Below are 20,543 nucleotides of genomic sequence, written 5' to 3'. Positions count from 1 at the left end.
CGTGCCTACCTCATTGATCTACTCACAGCGGGCACTACGCGATGCCAGCGATGGCCCGCCAGCAGCGGGGTACCTCTTGAGTAGCTTGTGTGCCGGCGGCGAGAGTGAGAGAATTGATGTACGACGGACCGGTTACCGGGACGTTGCCAGCCGAAGGCCCCGCTTGCGGGGTCTTCGTTCTTTAACCCGCGATTACGGAATCCACGTCCAGTTATGGGCCGTGTTCAGATCGATCTCACCGGTCAGGCGCCGCATCGTCGCGGCCGCCGCCGGGTGCGTTTCCGTCACCGTGTTTCGGCGGTGGTGGACATAGGCGGCGAGGTCAGCGATCTGGAGACCTGCGCTCGAGCGGGATGACGCAAAGTTGATTGGCGCCGAGATGCGGGTGAGTTGGCTCGACCGGTAGCCGGGCGTGCCGATCTGCTGGTAGCTCTCGAACTGCTTTTTGTGGACGTCCTGAGTAGCGATTTCGTCGGCAACAACAATCACGGGCTCGGTTTGCTGGGTACGCCGGGCGTACTCATCGATGCGCTCGAGGAGATGGCCGAACACGATGCTGTGCGGCTGTCCGGGGTAGGAGTAACGGGCATTGAGGCGGTTGATGTCCAAGCCGCGGAACAGGTACACAACGCCCGCATCGCGGGCGACTCGGAGTGCTGCCCGGTAGATGCCGGCGGCTTCGCGGTGCTTGCCGCGGAGGGGTTTCCATTCGCCGGCGCCGCCCATGATCTCGTGCCCGTGTAGCTCAGCGTCCGGCGGGGTGCCATGCAGCGTTGACGTTGTTGTGCGGATCTGTGTCAGGCCGTCGTCGACTCGGTCCCAGGCATCCTGGTGGGCCACTGCGGCGGCAATGTAGTAATGGTCCTTGTTGTAGGACTCGTCAACATAGGCAATGAGCATCACGGCCCATTCTGCCGCTCGTGGCGGGTAAACCTCTTATACAGGGCGCCCACCCGCTGCACAATCAGAGAGACGCGGCTTGAGTCGGCAGGGTGGGCCTAAGCGTCGCTGTGATCAGACCCTCCAGCATCAGCGAGGCCTGGACCAACATTGCTGACCTTCGACGCGTCGGCCTCGTCAACAGCGATTTCCGCTGCTTTTGGTGCCGGGATGTTCGCGTTGGTCGTCACCGACTGGGGGAGGAACTGGGCTCGTCGTGTGGGGAGCGCTCGGAACGGAGCGATTCCGCCGGCCTGGATGATCCAAAAGGCACCATCGGCGGCTTCCCGGACGTCTTGGGGCGGGACGAGGAAAGTGTGTTGGGCGCGGCCGGATTTCAGCTCTTCACCGGTGGCGGCGCCGGAGGCTTCCATCTGCATGATGGTGCCGGCGTATTGCACGACGTCTTCGGGGTCTTTGGATCGCCCGAAGATCAGTGCGGCCCCGGAGGAGAGGGCGCGGCGGCGGGAGATTTCGTCGCGGGAGAGGCCGGCGACGGATTGGGCGGCGAGGATGAGGCCCATGCCGGCGCTGCGGGCCGTCTCAAACAGGCTCGTGGCGGTGTCGCCGGGGTCGGTGGTGCCGGTGACGAGCTGGGGGAACTCGTCGACGACGACGAGCGTGGGGGTCTTGTCGCGGCGCTCGAGGCGGGTGGCGAGGTAGTTGCGGAGGTCGAGCAGCAGCAGATCACCCAAACGCGCCTGAGTCTCGCTGATGGGGGAGAGGGGCACGATCCGGATGTCAGCCTGCGGGTTGTCGTAGGACCATCCGTCGGGGCCGATCCACTGCTGCAGCGGGCGGAGCTCCACGAGCAAACTCGATAGGGCCCGTTCGCCAGCGGTGGTGCCGTCGCGATCAACCTTGTGCAGCACGATGCCGAGGTCGACGCGGTCATCGATGAAGTTCTCCGGCCGGGTGAGACGTTCGCGGAGGTCGTCGACGCTGGCCAGTGGCGACGTCGCTTGCACGACCTGCAGTACGCCGCGGATTTCGTTGAGGTAGTGCTGGTTTGCGCCATCCGGGGGTGGCATGAGCCGCATCAGCTTGGAGGTCACCTGGTCGGCGGTGCCGGTGAACAGATTCCACGGCCCGCCAACCTCGGCGGTGCGGCCGAACGATCGGGCGATCGACTGCAGCTTTTCGGCGTCGGCAGGGTCGCCCTTGGCGTCGATAAACACGACCGGCCACCCATACATCAGCGCACACAGCATCAGGGCCGACAACAGCACCGTCTTCCCGGTTCCGGACTCGGCGATCAGCAGCGCACGCACGCTGGCCGCGTCCGCGGGGAGCATCATCAGCTTGCCCTCGTCGTCGGTCCAATCCCGCACCCGGCGCACGTCGTAGAACCGTTCCGCGAGGTTCCTGACCGTCGCGCGTGACACGAACCCGAACCCCTGCCGGCCGTGTGGGCCGGGCAGGGGAGCGGTGAGGGCTTTGTCGGAGGTGCCGGCGATGGCGCCGGTTTCGGCGTCGAGCTGCACACCAACCCGGCGCGCTGCGGCCGCGTCCGCGGCACGCTTCCGGGCCTGCTCGATCTGGGTCTGCCGCAGCACGTCCGAAATGCGGCGGGTGCGCACCCGGCGGGCGATCCGGCGGCGGTGGACCGACATCGCGACCGGGATCAGGAACACGCCGGAGGCGAGGTTGGCGACAGCCCACGGCAGGAACGTCGGGAGAATCTGATCGCCCCAGTCGGGGGAGCTGCGGAAGGCCTCGGCCTGGCCGGAGCTGAACCACCCGGCCAGCAGCACCACCTCCACCGTGAGGAGGGCGACGACCAGGAGCACGCCGACGGTGTTGAGTACCCACCGCCAGGGCGAGACGATCCAGAACCGGGTCTTGGTCGCAACGATCTCACCCGACACCGCCACCACAATCAACGGCACCAACAGCGGCAGCAACAGGAGCGCCAGCACCACCTTGAACGCGAGCGCGACGACGGCAGTGAGGGCGTCGCCGCCCGGGTCGCTTTGGGGCTGGTCGGTCTGTTGCGGGTTGCTCATCCTCGTGTCCCCTTCATCGGGTCATCGGTGCGCCGCGGTCGTTGACACGTAGGTGTCAATGACTCGAACGCGCGCCTTCCAGTTCGACGGCCACGGCCTGATCTGCGATCGTCTGCCAGGCCGCCGCGTCGTCCTTCGGCCATTGCCCACGAGCGTCCAAGAGTGGCAGCCACAGGAACCTAGTGCGGAGCGATCCGAGTGCTCTGGTGTGTTCGTCGGCGCCGGCCGCGCGCAGCGCCACCGGTGTGCCGAAGTAGATCACCCGGGCGAAGCCTTCGCGCTCGAGCCGGCGGGCATGATCGTCGATGATCTTCCCGTACCGGGCACCCGTCTTCGGCGTCAGCTCCACCTCGACCAACTCACGCACACCGTCCCGGATGGCGACACCATCGGCCTGGTGATCGTTCCTATTCTGAGGTTTCCGGTCACGCTCCCAGCTGTAGCCGCGACACAGGAACCGGGCCGCGGCCGACGCCACCACGATCTCGTGCCGCGTCGTCTGCCTGTACAGATTCGGGGCCGCTTTCCCGGTCGCCTGATGCGTCGCCCACACGATCGACCCATCCCGGAACGTGAGCCGCTGCCGGTCGACCAAACCGACCTCAGCGACCCTCGCGACCCACTGCTGAGCCTTCCGCAAACTCACCGGCTCACCCGCCCCAGACAAGCCTCCAAGCGCGAACCGGATCGCATCCATATCGCACAACCGGACCACATCCAGCCACGCCAACATCTGCTCATCCCGCTCGGTCAACCGCATACAACCCCCTAGAGCCTTTCAATTCGACCCTACGTTGCGCCCGCGACAACCGTTGAACAAACACCCCCTAAACGAGTCACACCGCGTCACCGCAGCAGCACCACGCTCTCTCTTCGAACTCAGCCCGCACACCCCGCACGCCATCATCCGAAGAACCACAAACTCACTACTCCACCACCCCCACCACTACCTATTCACTTTCACTTACTCTTTTCTTTTTCTCTCTGTTTTCCCGCACCACTCCACCACCCCCTTTACTTCCCAACCTCCATCAAATCTGCATCGCTGAGTTGGGGGAGGTTGGGAAGCGGGCACAGCCCGGGGGTGGTGGAGTGGTGCGGGAAAACAGGCCCTAACCGTTCGCCAACCTATTCGCGCTCGGTGAATAGGTTTACGAACCGCCCTGCTGGGGGTGTGTGGCCGGCGCTATGCGGCGTGGGCTCGGCATTCAGAAGCCGTTCCCTGCACGATAGGCGACCCGACGCTGGATTCAAACCCCTCACCGCACCGTGCTCGAGCACGTGGCCACGCCCGTGAGGCAGTCGCCTCGGCTGCAGCTCGACGTCGACGAACCGGGTCGCCTCTCACGACATCCGATCGGCTCCGTAACCGCTGGCGCCGACTGTCTACTGAGCACCTTGCAGCTGAGGTGAAAGCTCGTGCGCTCACTTGGCACCTCCGCCCGGATGCGGGCGGGCACGTTCCCACGATCGCTGCTGCTCGTGCATCGCGGCGATCGCCTCGTCAATCGCAGCTTGGTCGCGGGACGCCCACCGTACTTCTTCGACCTCGCGTTCGCGCCGGCGGGCCTCCAGCTCGGCCCGCGCCTGGATCGCCCGGAGCTGCGCTTCCTCGGCCGGCGTCGGCTCGTTCGGGTCGATCGCATTCTTGATCTGCCACCCCAGATACGCCACCGGATCACGCTGCCCGGCAGGCTCCGCGACGGTGAAGCCTGCACGCTTGTTGCCCGTGGCGAGAGCATCCATGAATGCGTCGATCGTCCACCTGTCCGGGTCGATCTCGCAGCGCTCGAGCATCGCGCACACCTGACCGATATGCCGCCCATCCGCCAACCACCGCATCCGCGCCACCAGCCCTGCAGCAAACCGCTGCACACCAATCGACCTCGGCTGACCCGACCTCTGGAATCCGTGGCGGGGTGATCCTTTCGTCTTTGCTGGAGGTCGCGAAGCGGCCGACTCGCGCGCGCTTGCGCGCGTTGGTTTAACTTCTAAATCAGGAGCTTTAACACCAAGGTCACCCCTACGGGGTAGATGGACATTTTCCACAGCCCACCGTTTCGGCATCGTCAGCGCACGCACCGACGCAGCCTTGATCTGACGCCCCCCGTGAGCGCCCTGCGCGGCCTCACGCTCGGCCACAGTGAGGTAGCGGCCCTCCACGACAGTCACGGCCAGCCCGAGCGCTTCCAGCAGCCCCCGGGCGCGCTGCACCGTCTTCTTACACACCCCTGTCACCTCGGCCACCGTCTCGTGCGCGGTACTCACACCGCGGCCCGTGTCGACGTCGGCCGCGAGCATATCCGCGTGGGCAATCCGCAGCAGCGTGTCCGGCGCGATCGACACCCGCCGGCGCAGCTCCTCACCCTCCGGAGTGCGCAAAGCATCCATCACCGCATCGAACCACGCGGCGCCGCTCGTCCAGGCCGGCACAGCCGCATACGCCCCCGGAGGGGCCTCCAGGCTCCATGAGCCCGACCGCCTCGGACTCGTCGCTCCTGGGGCATCCTGTGGCCCCGAAATCGGGTCGTCGAAGTGATCTGACACGCCGACAGGCGTGTTTGCGCGCGAAAACGGGACTGTAAGTCCCACGTGAGGTACGATCGACACGTCTCCTTGAAGACGCGGAAGAGCCTCCCGGCTCTACCGGGTTCTTGTACTGGGATTGCTCCACACCTCGTCAGTCGCCAAACTTTCCCGAGGTAGGGAGCCAGAGCTTCGGGCCCGCCTCTGGCGGGCCTCTCTCGTTAAGCCGAGTCGATAGGCAACTCCCCATCGCGCGGAAGGGGCTCCCACCAAACGGGGATGCCCTGGTCAGTCAGCTCCAGGTGATCGATCATCTTCTCGATCAGAACTGCACTGGATACGCCGGCATTGCGGGCGATCGCGTCTAGGCGTTCTTTCTGCGGCCGCTCGATCTTGTAGCCGAGCGACACCGCATCCACTCGTGTGCCACGAGGTAATCGACGGGGAGCCATAGACTGAGGCTAGAGATGTATCTAGCCTTAACCACGTCTGACACGCCACTGATGCTAGATCTAGCTTTAAAGTTCCGGCCGCCCGTGCATGACAGCGGGATTCTCGTTGCTACTCGAACGCAGTCTGGTCGACCCGGAACCTCTGAAACTGATCGATTCCGTACTGATCATCCCAGCGGACACAGACGAGACAGTCCTTTGCGCGAGTCCTAGAGCCCAGGGGGATCATCAACGGCAGCCAAGGCTGCAGCTGCGCGAGCTGGATCGTCTTCGCGGTGATCATTCGAGGCTTCGAGTCGCTAGGCTGTTGCCCACTAGGGCCGCGCCTCGGAGGATTCCGGGGCATTTCTCGTTTGGCGTGTCGCTCATCCCGTGCGCGGCTACCGAGCTAGACTGCCCATGCGCTCTAAGGCTGTGCCTCGAACTTGTTCGGGGCTTTTTTCTTGCCCGGAAACACTGTCCGAACGGGCTTGACAGCCCCGGCATGTGACACTCAGACTCGAAAGTGCCTGTTATGTGCGCGCCAGGCCGCCGGATTCTTATCCGGCTTTTTTTATGCCCAGATTGAGCACCATCCGCTCTCTCGGCCCCCTCCTTGTTCAGACACCCTGCTGCGGCTCGTCCGCAGCTCCAGCTCACCACGTCACCAGGCGTGGTGTCACCGGCGCGCTCGCGCGCCCTCACCCAGCGGAGGCTCGAATGCTCGACCTGCTGCTCGAGAAGCTCGGGGAGGTGAACCCCAACATCCTGATCGCGCTCGTTTTCGCACCCCTCGTGTACATCACGATCCTCGGCAAGAGCGACAAGCCGGCGAAGCGCATCACGATGATCGTCAACGGGTTCGCCAACCTGCTGCGCCGCACGCCCAAGGCGTAGCGCTCTCGAAAATCGCATCCTCCCTGGGTAGGGAGGAGTCTGCCCAAAATCAGCTCTAACGACTGTTTTAGAACAGTCGCGATATAGCGGATAATGGACGTTATGTAAAGAGAAGTCAAGCGGAGAACCGCCCCTATGCGCCCACTTTCTTCGCCGAGCGCTGAGCTACAACTCGCGGCCCTTTCATCTGCATTTGAGCAAATTGCTCGCTGACGCCGTAACTATGGGCGACTTCCGCATTGCTCCATCCCGCATAGGCTGCCTTGAACGCCGCAGAGTCCGGCACAAGCAGCTCACCAGCCATGAACGTCGCCTGCTTCTCTTTAGCGGCGTCGAATAGCAGATTATGGTCCCCCATCAGGGCTTCACTGAATTCGTGCTCCAACAGATGGTGCCCAAGCTCATGGGCGATACTCGCTCGACGCCGCACCTCCGCGTGCCCGTCGTTCTCCACGATTAGCCGGCCCCGGCCTAGGGGAACAAGCGCCGCCGACCAGTTACCTGTCCTATTCGTAAAGAAGTGATCGTGCGCCTCTTCACTGAGATCCCAGCCCACCAGCTCCGACAGCGAATAGACAGGAATACCGTGTTCTGCGGCCAGTTCATAAGGGTCGAACTTGTCGGTAGGGACAAGGCCCAGCGCCTGGCGCTCCTCCTGCGCTACCTCACGCATGAGCTTCTGGGTCCAACGGATCACTAGTTACTCCGTGATTCGTTTCCTGCACGGAATCTGCGAGCCGCAGCTGCAATGACATCCTCAAGATAATCGACGTCGCTACTGGTGAGATCTTTCCGTGCGCGCAGGAGTGGCACTAGCTGGGCAACCAGGTCCGGTTGCTCTCCAGAGGCGGCGCCACCGACATAGAAGTCTTCAGCGGGCATCTTCAACCACATTGTCATGGCGGCGAAAGCAGTTAGATCTGGCTTCAGACCATTCGCCATGCGAGAGATTGTGGAAGCGCTCACGCCTATCTCCTTTGCCAGCTGCCGCCAAGATAGACCGCGGCTCTCCCGCGCTCTATCTAATGCGGAATGAAGCAACTGGACGTCCACCTTCAGTTCCTCGGTCACCGGCGCCTCGCTTTTCGCACACTGCTCGACATGTAGATCACACGTGATAGTCTACTACTGCTCGACATTTCGAGCACCGTACCGCATGTGGCGCGTTTGGTTCGGGCATAGGCAGCGCCGAAGGAGAATGAACATGAACGAGCAAGACAAGGCGCCTGGCAAGCCGGCGACGATGATCTTCGTCAACACGCGTGAGTTTGGTTGGGATCAGAAGGAGATCTCGTTCGAACAGGTCTATGCGCTCGCTTTCCCGAATGAGCCCCTCAATGACGGGGACGTCGTGCGTGTGGAGTATGCGCGTGGGCACAACGGCGGCGGAGCTGGCGCTCTCCAGCCGGGTGGCAAGGTCAACGTGAAGAAGGACATGGTCTTCGATGTCTACGTCACTGTTCGCAGCTGACCCCTCCACGAGGCGTTTGCTCGATGAGGACTTCTGCCTGACGGTGGAAGGGAACCATCTGATCGTCGAGCACGTTCCGTACGTGACGGCGGACAAGGTCGTGGCGTACGGGCGGCTCGCCCTACCCATTGTTTTGAGTGGAACTCTCGTCCAGGACGGCGCCGGAGACCACAGGATTTGGTTTATTGGCCAGCAGCCGTGCGACGAACTCGGCGATCCGTTACCTGGACCCTCACCCGAGCCACATGCGATTACGCCTCAACTCATCGCGGATTTCATGATCTCCAGTAAGCCAAGAAACACGGGCACATTCGACTCTGTCTACGACAAGGTCACTTCGTACGTTCGCGTCCTCAGCCACCCCGCAAAACTTCTCGATGGGGCCGTGACCGCTACGCCTGGCGCCGGCTGGACGGAGATCCCTGATGACCTGCCCTTCGTCTATCCCGACACTGGCACAGCACGCGCAGGCCTTGCGGAAATGAACGCTGTATTCCGCGGCCAGCGCATCGGGATCATCGGACTTGGCGGAACCGGCAGTTACATCCTCGATCAGGTTGCGAAGACCTGGGTCGATGCGATCGACCTCTTCGACGGCGACACGTTCGACAACCACAATGCTTATAGGGCTCCCGGTGCCGCGGATGTAGCGGAGCTGCAGTTGCGACCCAATAAGGCGGACTACTTCGCGCGCCAGTACTCCCATATGCACACTGGAATCAGCGCGCACCCGGTGTTTGTCAACGCCGAGAACCTCGATGATCTCAGTTCATGCACGTTCGTTTTCATGGCTGCGGCCGACGCGAACGAGAAGCCGTTGATCTTGACCTGGCTTCGAGAGCGGCGAATCCCCGCGATCGAAGTCGGCATGGGAATCCGAGACGAAGACGGTCACCTCTCCGGACTCCTCGCAGTAGTCAACCACTATCCGGAAGCTGCTGAGCAGACCACCTCCGCGTCGCCCGGCGGCCCCAACGAATACGACCGCAACATCCAGGTTGCCGACTTGAATAGCCTGAACGCGATGCTCGCTGTCGTCAACTGGAAAAAGCGCCTGGGATACTACGCAAGCGCTGATTCCATCGGCGAATCCGTTTACAAACTCTTCTCTGGCACGATCCGGAACGGCATCAGCAACGCGAACACCGACACCAAGGAGGTTCAGGCGTGAGGGCGAGCCAAATGGACGTTCAGTTCGTTAAGTCATTCCCTCAGCAGCTGGAGCTAGAAGTGCTTTATGTCTCATCACACTTCTCGACCGCCGCCCACAGCTGCGCTTGTGGATGCGGGCGAGAGGTAATCACACCACTCTCGCCAGCCCAGTGGGTGCTGACCTTCGACGGGTCCGCCTCCCTCTGGCCATCGATCGGCAGCTGGACGCTTCCATGCCAATCGCACTACGTAATTGACCATGGGAGCATTCGATGGGCGCGCGACTTTTCTCATGACGAGATCCGCCGCAATCAAACCGCAGATGAGCGCGTACTCGAAGCGCAACGGCCCCCGGTACGGCGGAAGTGGTGGCAGCGACTGTTTCACCGCAGTTAGTGCTATCCGGCTGGGACGGCCCGCCGAGGTGCACTATTCAGGGCACTGATCAGGTCTCAGAAAACAAAAGATTTACGAGACATCGAAGGCGCGCTTGGCCGACCACTCCTGTGAGCCCCAGCCAAGAACGACCGATATCAGGCGGCGGTAAATGGCCGACCGGCAGAGCAAATTTGTTAGCTGCGGTTGGCGTATGCGCTCACGCCGCCAACGTGGCCACAGCCTCCTCTGAAACATTGATGTTAAGAATCCTGCAGACGCGTGTCTCGTACGCGATGTCAACGCGATCGGCGGGTCTATAGCGTAAGCGACCACGTCGGGAGGAAAAGCTGCTGTCCGTCAGTGGCTTTCCTCCCGAGGTCGCTTGGCCTGTGACGGCACGGTCTGGCGAAACACCGAACATTCATCCCGTGTCAGGGGGAAGCTCAATGATTCGGCTCAGAGGCCTTCGTTGAGGACCCGGAGCAGGGTGGCGAACCCCCGCACCTCGTCTTCAGGGCGGCTCTGCAGGTAGTCGTGGAGTCGCCCTCGTTGCTCGGCCCTGACGGACTTCACCCGCTCGATCGCGTAGGGGGTGGCTTGGAGGATGCGTGCACGGCGATCGGTATCGTCCTTGCGTGTGGTGATCAAACCCCAGGCTTCGAGGAGGCGCGCCTGGCGGCTGATGACGCTCTTGTCCATCTCAAGCGTGGCAGCCAAGATGTGTCCGCTCGCTCCCTCCAGGTGGATGACTGTGCGCAGCAGCTTGTAACCGGCCGGCTGCAGTTCCGGATGGACACGGATCGCCGCCTCCTTCCACAGCTGCCGGGCTCGACCGGTCGCGAAGGCGAGTTCTTGCTCGACGTCCGCGATCGCCGCATCCATCCCCGTCGACAGAGCGACGAGTCCGACGTCAACCGTCATCGCGTGCAGACCCTCTCGAGTGTTCGCGTTCCTCACGGCTCCCCTCGATGAGATCGATCGACCCGGTGATCGGAGAGCCGATCTCCGCCTCGGCCAGGCCGATGGCGGATTCCTCGGCCTGTTCGGCCAACGTCTCGGTCGCGGATTTGGTGGAGAGGGACTTGTTGGGCAGGAAGATGATGGCCAGCAGACTGAGCACCGCGAGTGGCACCGCCACGAGGAACGCCTCGCCGATCCCGAGCCCGTATGCTCCCTCGACGATGACCCGGATGGCGTCAGGCAACTCAGCGACATGCGGGACGGTCCCGGACGCCAGGGTGCCGAGCGCATCGACCTCGGCCTGTGACGTCGGCACGAACTCGCTGAGCGACGACGAGAGGTGGGTTCCCACCTGGCTGGCGAGGATGCTGCCCATCACCGTAACGCCGATCGCGCCGGCCACGGAGCGGAAGAAGTTGACGTTGGCGCTGGCGGCGCCGAGTTGCGCGACGGGGGTGTCGTTCTGCACGACGAGCGTGAGGTTCTGCATCACCATGCCCAATCCCGCACCGAGGATGATCATGTAGAGGGCAACCAGGATGAAGTCCGTGTCGAAGCGGATCGTCGACATCAGAGTGACGCCGACCAGGTTCAGAACAGAGCCGATGATCATCCAGCGCTTCCACTTCCCCCACCGGCTGATGATCTGGCCGACCACGATCGAGGCGAGGATCTGCCCCAGCACCATGGGGATGGTGAGCAGACCCGATTCGGTCGGGTTGGCCCCGCGGGCGAGCTGGAAGTACTGGGCCAGGAAGACCGCGGAAGCGAACATCGACACGCCCACGGCGATGCTGGCCACGACTGCCATCGTGAACGTGCGGTTCTTGAACAGCGTCATCGGGATGATGGGCTCTTTGACTTTGAACTCCACGAACACGAAAGCCAGCAGCGCAAGCACGCCGCCACCGAGCATGACGTAGCTTCCCATCGAATCCCACTCGATCTGATTGCCGCCGAGGGACACCCAGATCAGCAGCACGGACACGCCGATGGTGAGCAGTGCTGCGCCGAGGTAGTCGATGCTCACCGTGGTGCGCGTGCTGCGGGGCAGGTGGAGGGTCTTTTGGATGATGATGATCGCGGCGATGGCGAACGGGATGCCGACGAAGAAGTTCGCCCGCCAGCCGAAGGCGTCGGTGAGCACGCCGCCGATGAGTGGGCCTCCGATCGTCGCGAGCGACATGACGCCTCCCACGAGGCCCATGTACTTGCCGCGCTCGCGCGGACTGATGATCAGCGCGATCGCGACGAAAACCAGCGACATGAGCCCGCCGGCACCGATACCCTGCACCACCCGCAAGGCGATCAGCATCGTCGTGTCCTGGGCGAAACCAGCGATGGCGGTTCCCACGACGAACAGGATCAGCGACAGCTGGAGCAGCAGCTTGCGGTCGAGCAGGTCGCTGAGCTTGCCCCAGATGGGCGTCGAGACAGCGGTCGCGAGCAGGCTCGCCGTGATCACCCAGGTGTACGCGGTCTGGTCGCCGTTGAGGTCGGAGATGATGCGCGGCAGGGAGGTCGAGACGACCGTGCCCGAGAGTACAGCGACGAACATCCCCATGACGAGACCGGACAGGGCAATCAGGATCTGGCGATTGGTGCGTTTCTCGAGAGGCATAGGGGCCGACGTCACGACACATCCATTCAATTGGTTGACAGCGGTCAACCGAATAGGTGACCAAAGTCAACTATAGTCCTGCGACCCAGACAGTATCACCATGCGAATTCCAGGGCGGTCGGTCATGTGACCGACCGCCCTGTGGTGGATGGTGTCAGCCTCGCGCGCCAGGCTCCCGATCGCCGTCGTTCGCGGCTGCCAGCTCGTCAGCGTCCCCCACGTGTGTGCCAGCGGCCTTGGCGCCGTCGGCCAGCCAGACATGGTTCGCTCCATCGATCTCGAGGCTCTCGGCCGGAATGTCACGTTCGATCGTTGTGGCCAGCGGCTTCTCCTTCACGAAGAAGAGCAAGACGACGGCGATGAGAACGAGCGGAACCATCATGAGGAAAACCGGAGTGAGCGCGTCGTTGTACGAGCCGATGATGACGTCCTTCAGTTCCGCCGGCAGCTGCTTGACGATTGCGGGAGTGAAAGAGTTGGAGCCGTCTCCGGATGCGCCACCCGCGCCGGTTGGCATGCGCTCGGACAGTAGCCCCGTGAGCTTGGCGACGAACAGGCTTCCCACGATCGCGGAGCCGAGCGATGCGCCGATCTGGCGGAAGTAGTTGTTCGATGCGGTCGCCGTGCCGACCTCTTTCACAGGGAACGAGTTCTGCACGATCAGGATCAGGATCTGCATGCTCATGCCGAGGCCGACGCCCATGAGGGCGAGGTAGGCGCAGAGCAGCGGGATCGGTGTGGTCGGCGTCATGGTCGACATCAAGGTCAGGGCGCCGGCGACGATAATCGTTCCGGTGATCGGGAGCCATTTGTAACGCCCAGTGCGGGAGACCAGCTGGCCGGAGACGATCGAGGCGACGAGCAGGCCCGCCATCATGGGGATCATCAGGAAACCGGCCTCGGTGGCATTCGCACCGGTCACCATCTGCAGGTAAGTCGGGATGTAGGCGAGCGCGCCGAACATCGCGATTCCGGTGATAAGGCCAGCCACGGTCGTGAGGTTGAAGTTGCGGTCCTTGAACAGGTGCAGGGGCATGATCGGCTCGGCGGCGCGCCGTTCGACCATGACAAACGCGACAGCGGCGACAACGGTGCCGATAATCAGGCCAATGATCGTGAACGAATCCCAGTCATAGGTGGTTCCACCCCAGGTGGTGACGAGCACCAGGCAGGTCGAGGCGATTGCCAGGAGCCCCATGCCGGCGAAGTCGAGCTTCGGCCTCGTGGCGTTGCTGACCTTCGGCAGACGCAGGAAGAACACGGCCGTGAGGATCGCGAGCGCGCCGAGCGGCAGGTTCATCCAGAACGCCCAGCGCCACCCAATGCCCTCAGTGAACCAGCCGCCCAACAGTGGACCGGCCACGGAGGACAGGGCGAAGACACCGCCCATGATGCCCATGTACTTTCCACGCTCTCGAGCGGGAACAACATCGGCGATGATCGCCTGCGACAAGATCATGAGACCGCCGCCGCCGAGACCCTGGATGGCCCGGCCGGTGATCAGCCAGGTCATGTCCGGCGCGAGGCCGCCCACGATGGAGCCCGCAATGAACAACGAGATCGCCCCGATGAACAGGCCTTTGCGGCCGATGAGGTCACCGAGCTTGCCGTAGACCGGAAGCATGATGGTTGAAGCGAGAATGTAGGCGGTGGTGACCCACAGCATGTGGTCGACGCCATCGAGCTCACCCACGATCGTGGGGAGGGCCGTCGAAAAGATGGTTTGATCCAGCGATGCTAGGAGCATCGTGACCATCAGGCCCGCGAAGACCAGCAGGATGTGGCGCTTTGCCGGATCGTGGCCTACGGCGGGTGTCACGACGGACGTGGCTGGTGTGGATGCGCTCATGCGAGTTTCTTCAATACCTCTCTGACGAGCTCGACGGCTCGCGGTTCCAATAGGTCGGTTGATTCGGTGCTGCCACCGGCAATCCATTCCTTCACGGCGAAGCGCACGGCTCCGCCGCAGAGGGAAAGCAGAAGCTCCGACCAGGCAAACGAATCGCCGGAGGAGTCTGCGGGCGCGGCCTGTCGGGCAAGAGTCTCGATGGCGGCGGTAAGCTTCTCACCCATGCGCGTCATCAGCACGATGTGCCGTTCGAGAAGTTCCGGATGCGTTTTCACAACCTGCATACGCCGGGCGCGCATCGTCGAGTCGATGATCGAGCTTCCGAGCGCGGCGAACAACAGGCCGACAACCGAGGTGACCAGGTCGCTGCCGTCGTAGCGGGCCGCGTGCTGGCGCATCGTCTCATCAGTCAGATCGAAGTCATACAGCCCGAGGATCGCATCCTCTTTGCTGTCAAAATAATTGAAGAAGGTTCGCGGAGAGACGTCAGCCCGATCACTAATCGCGTCAACGGTCACGTTCTCAAGTCCGCGTTCGATAACCAAGCCCACGGCCGCCTCTTCGAGGCGCGCGCGGGTCTCGAGACGCTTACGCTCGCGGAGCCCTAATTGTTCAGCCATGGCTAAATCATTGCACACCCGCAAAGTTGCGGACAGGCAAGTTTGCATATGCGCAGCAAACGTCGAGCTATCGCGCACAAAGCCGAGGGCTCTCGGATACGAGTCGCCGATAGGGTTCCTGGGAAACCACGAATGCCGAGTCTTCCGCCAGTCCCGCTGCACCTCGCGAGGCATTCGTTCTTCGTCTGGTGGAGCTTCGCGGCTTGCGAACCGTGTCGCGGGGTTTGGGGAAGTGTGAGACTGAGCGGGACGGCTCCGACGCGGCCGCGCGTCTGGTGTCGCCGGTCCGGAGTGCTGCCATCGGCATGATCGCGAGGGGCCCGACGATCAACACAGCCGAAGCGACGTGCAGGATGCTGAAAGCAGTCTCCGGGAAGGGTTCCTGGGCGAGCGGGCGGGTCAGTGACGTTACGCGGCGGCGAGGGTGTCGACGAGTCGGCCGTCGACGAGGTGGACGACTCCGTGCATGCGGGGCAGGTGCACAAGGTCGTGGGTGACGAGGAGGGTTGACGTGTTGAGCTCGTCGGTCAGTCGCAGGATGAGGTCGATGATGCTGGCACCTCGTTCCTGATCGAGGGCGCTGGTGGGCTCATCGATCAGCAAGACGCTGGGGTCGTTCATCAGGGCGCGGGCGATGTTGATGCGCTGACGTTGACCCCCGGAGAGCTGGTGCGGTCTCTTGTCGCTGTGATCTGTGAGACCGACAGCGTCCAGGAGCGCGTCTGCTCGTGCCATCGCATCGGAGCGGTGGTGTCGGCTGTGTCGGGCGCCGAGCTCGTTCATGACAGTCAGTTGCTCACGGGCGGTGAGTGAGGGGATCAGGTTCGACTGCTGGAACACGATCCCGATCTTGCTCCGGCGCAACTCGGTCGCTTCGCCGGGGTTGAGAAGGGTGGCGTCGATGTCGTCGATCAGGACCTGTCCGGCGTCCGGGTGGATCAGGGTCGCAGCGACGGCGAGGAGGCTGGATTTGCCGGACCCGCTGGGCCCGGTGATCCCGGTGACTGTTCCGGGGTGGGCGGTGAGGGAGACGTCGTCGACGGCGGTGACGCGGGTGTCGCCGTCGGGGAAGGTGAGGGTGATGGTGTTCAGGCGGATCATCGATTGCTCCCAAGGGCGGTGAGGGGGTCGGCGGAGGTGACGGAACGGAGCGCGAACGCGGCCCCGGCGAGGCCGAGGATGATCATGATCGCCCCGGGTAGGAGAGTGGTGATCGGGCTGAGCAGGAACGGCAGTGCGGTGCCGGCGAGGGCGCCGAAGATGGTGACGAGTCCTAGACCGATTCCGATGCCCAGAAGCAGCACGATCAGCGCTTGTCCGAGTGCGTCGCGGATCAGGGATCGCGTGCTGGCGCCGAGAGCTTTGAGAACGGCGACATCACCTTTTCGTTGCATGGTCCAGACGGTGAAGAACGCGCCGATCACGAGCCCGGAGATGCCGAACAGCATCACGACCATGAGCAGCAACGATCCGATCTCGGACCGGAACGCGCTCAGCGCCATCAAACTGCCGAGGGTGGTCTCGGACACGGTGGTGTTCGCGGTGTCGGCGGCATCCCAATCCGGACTGCCGGTGATGGCCAGAACAGTGGCATAGGCATCGGGGTTGCCGGTCGCCGCCGAGTACGCCTGCCAGTCGTGGAGGGTCATTTCCACGACAGGAGTGTGGCTGTACCAACCGTCCCCACCGATCGTTTCGACGGTGTAGGTGGTGCCGGCGATGGTGACGTCGTCTCCGCTGGTCACGTCGAGGGCTTCGGCGGCGGGATCGGACAGGCCGAGGCGGCCGTCTGCTGAGGGTGCGGTGGCGTCGAACCCGGGGTTCACACCGAACACGGCTATCGCTGCGCGGAGGTCGCCTGCTTCGCCGCGGGTCTGGCTGATGCCGACAGGTTCGGCGGCGGTGACGCCGGCCGTCGCCATCCAGTCCGCTGCCTGCTGCTGGGTGATGCTGGAGTCGGAGAAACTGGCGCTGCTGGCTCCCGTCGTGGGGGCAGAGAAAACGACACGGTCCCCGGGCAGCGCGAGGACGGCCGAGATGTTCTGGGTGGCGAGCCCACCGGTCAGACCGCTGAGGAACCCGACGAGGACGGTGATGAGAGCCACGACGGAGCCGATGAGGATGAACCGGCCGCGGGCGAAGCGGAGATCGCGTAACGCGACGAACATGGTGTTCCTTTCCTGCCACCGGATGCGGCGACTACTCCACTCTCCCTGTCCGCGACGGCCGGGTCATCGGCTATCCGGACCCCGTTTTCCGCCCGGAGTACGTAGCCTCAAGTCGTCCATTTGGACGATGACCGGCACCACGACGGCGCGTAGAGTTCAGGCCATGCCGCACACCGCATTGACCCCCGTTTTCGTGGGTCTGCGCACCGGCCTGCACGTCCTCTTCATCGCTCTCACCGTGCTCGTCATCGCCCGCGCGATCCTGGCTCCGACCGACACGAGCATCACCGTGATCGTTGTCGCGGTGATCCTCGGGCTGACCTATGCACTCGGCGCTGTTCTGACCCGAACCGTTCGGGCACGAGGGTCACTGCGGTTGGGTTGGTTGGCGGCCCTGACCGTGGAATGGGTCGTTCTGCTGTGGCTGAGCCCGGATGCCGCTTACCTGGTGTTCCCGCTGTTCTTCCTCTACCTTCATCTCCTCGGCCGCTGGTGGGGGGCGGCTGCGATCCTGGTATCCACGATCACCGCGATCTGCGCCCTCGGCATCCACAGCGGCTGGACCGTCGGCGGTGTCGTCGGCCCTCTCGTCGGCGCCGGTGTCGCGCTCCTGATCGGGCTCGGCTATCAAGCTCTCGCCCGCGAAGCCGCACAGCGTGAAGCGCTCGTGACAGAGCTCCTCGCCACCCAGGGACGACTCGCGGCGACCGAACACGAATCCGGTGTCCTCGCCGAACGGGCACGGCTCGCCCGAGAGATCCACGACACTCTCGCTCAGGGTCTCTCGAGCATCCAGATGCTCCTGCACGCCGCCGAACGCGCCGACCCCGGCCGCCCCGGAATCGAGCACATCCGCCTCGCCCGCGAAACAGCTGCCGCGAACCTCGTCGAGGCGCGCCGATTCATCCGCGAACTCACCCCACCCCAGCTTGATGATCAGACCCTCGGCGGGGCACTCCGCCGGCTGGCGCGCACCCAGTGGGCGGCCCAGGGACTCGACGTGCAGGTACGGGTCTCCGACACGATCCCCCTGCCGATGCACCTGCAGACGGCTTTTCTGCGCATCGCGCAAGGAGCGATCGCGAACGCGATCCAGCACGCTCACGCCAGCACGGCGACCATCACCATCGCCACCGATCGCGACCAGCTCCGCTTCACGGTCTCCGACAACGGAACAGGCTTCGACCCCCACCGGGCGGTGAGAGAACTCGCTGAGAAGTCAGACTCGTTCGGGCTCCGGGCCACGTCGGAGCGCGTGCAGCAACTCGGCGGAACTCTCACCATCGACGCTGCACCCGGGCGTGGGACGACCCTGGCCGTCGACCTTCAGTTGACGGAGCACGCGTGATCCGGCTCGTGATCGCTGACGATCACCCCATCGTCCGCGCCGGCCTCATCGCCCTGTTCAGCCTCGAGGATGACGTCGAGGTTGTCGCCGAAGCCGGCACGCCGGATGAGGCGGTCGCCTTGGCGGAACGCGAGAACCCCGACGTTGTGCTGATGGACCTCCAATTCGGGGCTCAGCAGGAAGCCACCGGAGCGGACGCGACCCGTCGCATCCGCGCCCTCGAAGCACCCCCGTACGTTCTCGTTCTGACGAACTACGACTCCGACGCCGACATTCTCAGCGCCGTCGAAACGGGCGCCAGCGGTTACCTCCTCAAAGATGCCCCGCCCCACGAACTCATCGCCGCCGTCCGAGCAGCCGCGGCCGGCGAGAGCGCTCTTGCCCCGGTTATCGCGTCCCGGCTACTGAACCGAATGCGTGCACCGCAGATCAGTCTCAGTGTCCGCGAGATTCAAGTCCTCGAACTCGTCGCGGCAGGCCGATCGAACACCGAGGTCGCCGAGGAGCTCTTCGTCAGTGGAACGACCGTGAAGTCCCATCTCGCGCACATCTTCTCCAAACTCAACGTCACCTCCCGCACCGCTGCCGTCTCCGCCGCCCGCCGCCAAGGAATTCTCCGCTGAATGCCCGGCCGAACGCCTCTGGTGCACTGCATTGCGACGTCTTAGAACGGACACGTGTAGTGGGAGCTGCGCGAGCCGATACGGTGGAGTAGCCGGATTCCGTCGCGACGCGAACCATCTGTTTTCGGCTCACCACATCGCGATGGAGGCTGACCTGTGCCTGTTCTTGACGAGCGACTTGTTCCCGTGTTCGAGGAAGTACTCAGTCGTAACCCGGGCGAGAAGGAGTTTCACCAGGCTGTTCGGGAGGTTCTCGAAAGCCTGGGACCGGTGGTGTCCAAGCATCCTCAGTACGCTGATTCGGCGGTGATCAGGCGCCTGTGTGAACCGGAGCGGCAGATCATCTTCCGGGTGCCGTGGGTGACCGATACGGGCAAGATCGAGGTCAATCGTGGTTTTCGGGTGGAGTTCAATTCCACCCTCGGCCCTTATAAGGGCGGGTTGCGGTTCCACCCCAGCGTCTACCTGGGCATCGTGAAGTTCCTCGGATTCGAGCAGATCTTCAAGAACGCTCTCACCGGGTTGCCGATCGGTGGCGGCAAGGGTGGCTCTGATTTCGATCCGAAGGGTCGGACGGATGCGGAGGTGATGAGGTTCTGCCAGTCGTTCATGACCGAGCTGTACCGTCACCTCGGCGAATACACCGACGTTCCCGCCGGCGACATCGGTGTCGGCGGCCGGGAGTTGGGCTACATGTTCGGTCAGTACAAGCGGATCACCAACCGATATGAGTCAGGAACCCTCACCGGCAAGGGGTTGAGCTGGGGCGGGTCACAGGTCCGTACCGAGGCCACCGGGTACGGGACCGTGTTCTTCGTCGACGAGATGCTCCGCTCCCGAGCCGACAGCATCGACGGCAAGAAGGTCGTCGTCTCCGGGTCGGGGAATGTCGCGATCTACGCGATCGAGAAGGTGCATCAGCTCGGCGGAACCGTCGTCGCATGCTCTGACTCCTCCGGCTACGTCGTTGATGAGTCCGGCATCGACGTGGAGGTCCTCACCGACGTGAAGAATGTCCGCCGCGGCAGAATCTCTGACTACGCCGACCTGCGCGGCGGGCAGGCACGCTTCGTGAGTGGCGGCAGCATCTGGGATGTGCCATGTGACATCGCTCTGCCCTGCGCGACGCAGAACGAACTCGACACCGCCGGTGCGACCGCGTTGATCCGGAACGGCTGCCTGATCGTGGCCGAGGGCGCGAACATGCCAACCACCCCGGATGCCACCCGGCTCCTGCTCGACGCCGGTGTGCGGTTCGCGCCCGGGAAAGCGGTAAACGCCGGCGGAGTCGCGACCAGCGCCCTTGAGATGCAGCAGAACGCGTCCCGAGACTCGTGGACCTTCGAGCACACCCAGGATCGACTCGCGGAGATCATGCGCGGAATCCACGACCGGTGCCTTGAAACGGCAGACGAATACGGCACGCCCGGAAACTATGTTGCAGGCGCCAACATCGGCGGGTTCACCCGAGTCGCCGACGCCATGCTCGCCCTCGGCGTGATCTAACGCCCGCCGCCCGGACCGTACACGGGGCCGGCTTGCCTTTACTGGGGT

The 20,543-nt window shown here is 63.6% G+C and carries 20 protein-coding genes; 7 read left to right on the top strand and 13 right to left on the bottom strand.

The genetic code is table 11. From position 1 onward, the window contains the following. Positions 1 to 192 precede the first annotated feature (192 nt). From AC3WLB_RS22395 to AC3WLB_RS22375, 5 genes are all read right to left on the bottom strand, one after another. The gene (locus tag AC3WLB_RS22395) at positions 193 to 900 is read right to left on the bottom strand and encodes a DUF3800 domain-containing protein (RefSeq protein WP_492509862.1); all 708 of its coding nucleotides are present in this window, start codon (positions 898 to 900) and stop codon (positions 193 to 195) included. A 98-nt stretch (positions 901 to 998) separates the two neighbouring features. After that, positions 999 to 2,945, bottom strand: a complete 1,947-nt coding sequence (locus tag AC3WLB_RS22390; protein ID WP_492509860.1) for a type IV secretory system conjugative DNA transfer family protein — start codon at positions 2,943 to 2,945, stop codon at positions 999 to 1,001. A 55-nt stretch (positions 2,946 to 3,000) separates the two neighbouring features. After that, a complete protein-coding gene (locus AC3WLB_RS22385; RefSeq protein ID WP_492509858.1) occupies positions 3,001 to 3,705 on the bottom strand; it encodes a hypothetical protein in 705 nt (234 codons plus the stop codon). Between the two features lie 665 nt (positions 3,706 to 4,370). After that, positions 4,371 to 5,378 (bottom strand): hypothetical protein, encoded by a 1,008-nt coding sequence (locus AC3WLB_RS22380; RefSeq protein WP_492509856.1) that lies wholly within the window; start codon positions 5,376 to 5,378, stop codon positions 4,371 to 4,373. Between the two features lie 314 nt (positions 5,379 to 5,692). Further along, positions 5,693 to 5,923 carry a hypothetical protein gene (locus AC3WLB_RS22375; protein WP_368499913.1) on the bottom strand — a complete coding sequence of 77 codons (231 nt, stop codon included), beginning with the start codon at positions 5,921 to 5,923 and terminating at the stop codon, positions 5,693 to 5,695. Positions 5,924 to 6,622: 699 nt separating this feature from the next. Here AC3WLB_RS22375 and AC3WLB_RS22370 point away from each other — a divergent pair. Next, positions 6,623 to 6,799 carry a hypothetical protein gene (locus AC3WLB_RS22370; protein ID WP_259536890.1) on the top strand — a complete coding sequence of 59 codons (177 nt, stop codon included), beginning with the start codon at positions 6,623 to 6,625 and terminating at the stop codon, positions 6,797 to 6,799. A 133-nt stretch (positions 6,800 to 6,932) separates the two neighbouring features. On the opposite strand, the gene AC3WLB_RS22365 is transcribed toward AC3WLB_RS22370, so the two are convergent. Next, a complete protein-coding gene (locus AC3WLB_RS22365) occupies positions 6,933 to 7,496 on the bottom strand; it encodes an ImmA/IrrE family metallo-endopeptidase (RefSeq protein WP_492509853.1) in 564 nt (187 codons plus the stop codon). After that, positions 7,496 to 7,852, bottom strand: coding sequence for a helix-turn-helix domain-containing protein (locus AC3WLB_RS22360; protein ID WP_492510009.1), 357 nt, complete (start codon positions 7,850 to 7,852; stop codon positions 7,496 to 7,498). The genes AC3WLB_RS22365 and AC3WLB_RS22360 overlap by 1 nt, the downstream gene beginning before the upstream one ends. A 151-nt stretch (positions 7,853 to 8,003) precedes the next feature. On the opposite strand from AC3WLB_RS22360, the gene AC3WLB_RS22355 reads away from it, so the two are divergent. Genes AC3WLB_RS22355 through AC3WLB_RS22345 form a run of 3 tightly spaced genes read left to right on the top strand, consistent with a single transcriptional unit; the run spans position 8,004 to position 9,818 of the window. Further along, positions 8,004 to 8,270: a multiubiquitin domain-containing protein gene (locus AC3WLB_RS22355; RefSeq protein WP_492509851.1), complete on the top strand. Its 267-nt coding sequence runs from the start codon at positions 8,004 to 8,006 to the stop codon at positions 8,268 to 8,270. Continuing rightward, positions 8,245 to 9,441: a DUF6791 domain-containing protein gene (locus AC3WLB_RS22350; RefSeq protein ID WP_492509849.1), complete on the top strand. Its 1,197-nt coding sequence runs from the start codon at positions 8,245 to 8,247 to the stop codon at positions 9,439 to 9,441. Before AC3WLB_RS22355 ends, AC3WLB_RS22350 begins: the two co-directional genes overlap by 26 nt. An 11-nt stretch (positions 9,442 to 9,452) precedes the next feature. Further along, positions 9,453 to 9,818: a ubiquitination-like system serine protease family protein gene (locus AC3WLB_RS22345; RefSeq protein WP_492509847.1), complete on the top strand. Its 366-nt coding sequence runs from the start codon at positions 9,453 to 9,455 to the stop codon at positions 9,816 to 9,818. Between the two features lie 438 nt (positions 9,819 to 10,256). Here the strand turns inward: AC3WLB_RS22345 and AC3WLB_RS22340 are convergent, their stop codons facing one another. From AC3WLB_RS22340 to AC3WLB_RS22315, 6 genes are all read right to left on the bottom strand, one after another. Beyond that, on the bottom strand, positions 10,257 to 10,721 hold the full coding sequence (locus AC3WLB_RS22340; protein WP_492509845.1) for a MarR family winged helix-turn-helix transcriptional regulator: 465 nt from the start codon (positions 10,719 to 10,721) through the stop codon (positions 10,257 to 10,259). After that, positions 10,711 to 12,381, bottom strand: coding sequence for a DHA2 family efflux MFS transporter permease subunit (locus tag AC3WLB_RS22335; RefSeq protein ID WP_492510007.1), 1,671 nt, complete (start codon positions 12,379 to 12,381; stop codon positions 10,711 to 10,713). Before AC3WLB_RS22335 ends, AC3WLB_RS22340 begins: the two co-directional genes overlap by 11 nt. 154 nt (positions 12,382 to 12,535) lie before the next feature. Further along, complete coding sequence (locus tag AC3WLB_RS22330; RefSeq protein WP_492509843.1) at positions 12,536 to 14,230, bottom strand: MDR family MFS transporter; 1,695 nt, start codon at positions 14,228 to 14,230, stop codon at positions 12,536 to 12,538. Further along, positions 14,227 to 14,850, bottom strand: a complete 624-nt coding sequence (locus tag AC3WLB_RS22325) for a TetR/AcrR family transcriptional regulator (protein ID WP_492509841.1) — start codon at positions 14,848 to 14,850, stop codon at positions 14,227 to 14,229. The genes AC3WLB_RS22330 and AC3WLB_RS22325 overlap by 4 nt, the downstream gene beginning before the upstream one ends. 408 nt (positions 14,851 to 15,258) lie before the next feature. After that, positions 15,259 to 15,951: an ABC transporter ATP-binding protein gene (locus tag AC3WLB_RS22320; protein WP_492509839.1), complete on the bottom strand. Its 693-nt coding sequence runs from the start codon at positions 15,949 to 15,951 to the stop codon at positions 15,259 to 15,261. Beyond that, a complete protein-coding gene (locus AC3WLB_RS22315) occupies positions 15,948 to 17,018 on the bottom strand; it encodes an FtsX-like permease family protein (RefSeq protein ID WP_492509837.1) in 1,071 nt (356 codons plus the stop codon). The genes AC3WLB_RS22320 and AC3WLB_RS22315 overlap by 4 nt, the downstream gene beginning before the upstream one ends. A 163-nt stretch (positions 17,019 to 17,181) precedes the next feature. Between AC3WLB_RS22315 and AC3WLB_RS22310 the strand changes: the two genes are divergently transcribed. From AC3WLB_RS22310 to gdhA, 3 genes are all read left to right on the top strand, one after another. Then, positions 17,182 to 18,366: a sensor histidine kinase gene (locus tag AC3WLB_RS22310; RefSeq protein WP_492510005.1), complete on the top strand. Its 1,185-nt coding sequence runs from the start codon at positions 17,182 to 17,184 to the stop codon at positions 18,364 to 18,366. Next, positions 18,363 to 18,989: a response regulator transcription factor gene (locus AC3WLB_RS22305; RefSeq protein WP_492509835.1), complete on the top strand. Its 627-nt coding sequence runs from the start codon at positions 18,363 to 18,365 to the stop codon at positions 18,987 to 18,989. Before AC3WLB_RS22310 ends, AC3WLB_RS22305 begins: the two co-directional genes overlap by 4 nt. A gap of 156 nt (positions 18,990 to 19,145) precedes the next feature. Next, positions 19,146 to 20,495 (top strand): NADP-specific glutamate dehydrogenase, encoded by a 1,350-nt coding sequence (gene gdhA / locus AC3WLB_RS22300; protein ID WP_492509833.1) that lies wholly within the window; start codon positions 19,146 to 19,148, stop codon positions 20,493 to 20,495. Positions 20,496 to 20,543: the final 48 nt, after the last annotated feature.

This window comes from Herbiconiux sp. FW305-C-125 (assembly GCF_058783455.1).
The sequence above is the reverse complement of the archived record's forward strand: the minus strand, read 5'-3'. Positions and strand labels throughout refer to the sequence as shown.

Coding starts and splice junctions, on each gene's coding strand:
- AC3WLB_RS22315 (WP_492509837.1), bottom strand. CDS start 17,018: ATGTTCGTCGCGTTACGCGATCTCCGCTTCGCCCGCGGCCGGTTCATC.
- AC3WLB_RS22320 (WP_492509839.1), bottom strand. CDS start 15,951: ATGATCCGCCTGAACACCATCACCCTCACCTTCCCCGACGGCGACACC.
- AC3WLB_RS22310 (WP_492510005.1), top strand. CDS start 17,182: ATGCCGCACACCGCATTGACCCCCGTTTTCGTGGGTCTGCGCACCGGC.
- AC3WLB_RS22340 (WP_492509845.1), bottom strand. CDS start 10,721: ATGACGGTTGACGTCGGACTCGTCGCTCTGTCGACGGGGATGGATGCG.
- AC3WLB_RS22390 (WP_492509860.1), bottom strand. CDS start 2,945: ATGAGCAACCCGCAACAGACCGACCAGCCCCAAAGCGACCCGGGCGGC.
- AC3WLB_RS22355 (WP_492509851.1), top strand. CDS start 8,004: ATGAACGAGCAAGACAAGGCGCCTGGCAAGCCGGCGACGATGATCTTC.
- AC3WLB_RS22375 (WP_368499913.1), bottom strand. CDS start 5,923: ATGGCTCCCCGTCGATTACCTCGTGGCACACGAGTGGATGCGGTGTCG.
- AC3WLB_RS22350 (WP_492509849.1), top strand. CDS start 8,245: ATGTCTACGTCACTGTTCGCAGCTGACCCCTCCACGAGGCGTTTGCTC.
- AC3WLB_RS22395 (WP_492509862.1), bottom strand. CDS start 900: ATGCTCATTGCCTATGTTGACGAGTCCTACAACAAGGACCATTACTAC.
- AC3WLB_RS22385 (WP_492509858.1), bottom strand. CDS start 3,705: ATGCGGTTGACCGAGCGGGATGAGCAGATGTTGGCGTGGCTGGATGTG.
- AC3WLB_RS22370 (WP_259536890.1), top strand. CDS start 6,623: ATGCTCGACCTGCTGCTCGAGAAGCTCGGGGAGGTGAACCCCAACATC.
- AC3WLB_RS22325 (WP_492509841.1), bottom strand. CDS start 14,850: ATGGCTGAACAATTAGGGCTCCGCGAGCGTAAGCGTCTCGAGACCCGC.
- AC3WLB_RS22345 (WP_492509847.1), top strand. CDS start 9,453: ATGGACGTTCAGTTCGTTAAGTCATTCCCTCAGCAGCTGGAGCTAGAA.
- AC3WLB_RS22335 (WP_492510007.1), bottom strand. CDS start 12,381: ATGCCTCTCGAGAAACGCACCAATCGCCAGATCCTGATTGCCCTGTCC.
- AC3WLB_RS22330 (WP_492509843.1), bottom strand. CDS start 14,230: ATGAGCGCATCCACACCAGCCACGTCCGTCGTGACACCCGCCGTAGGC.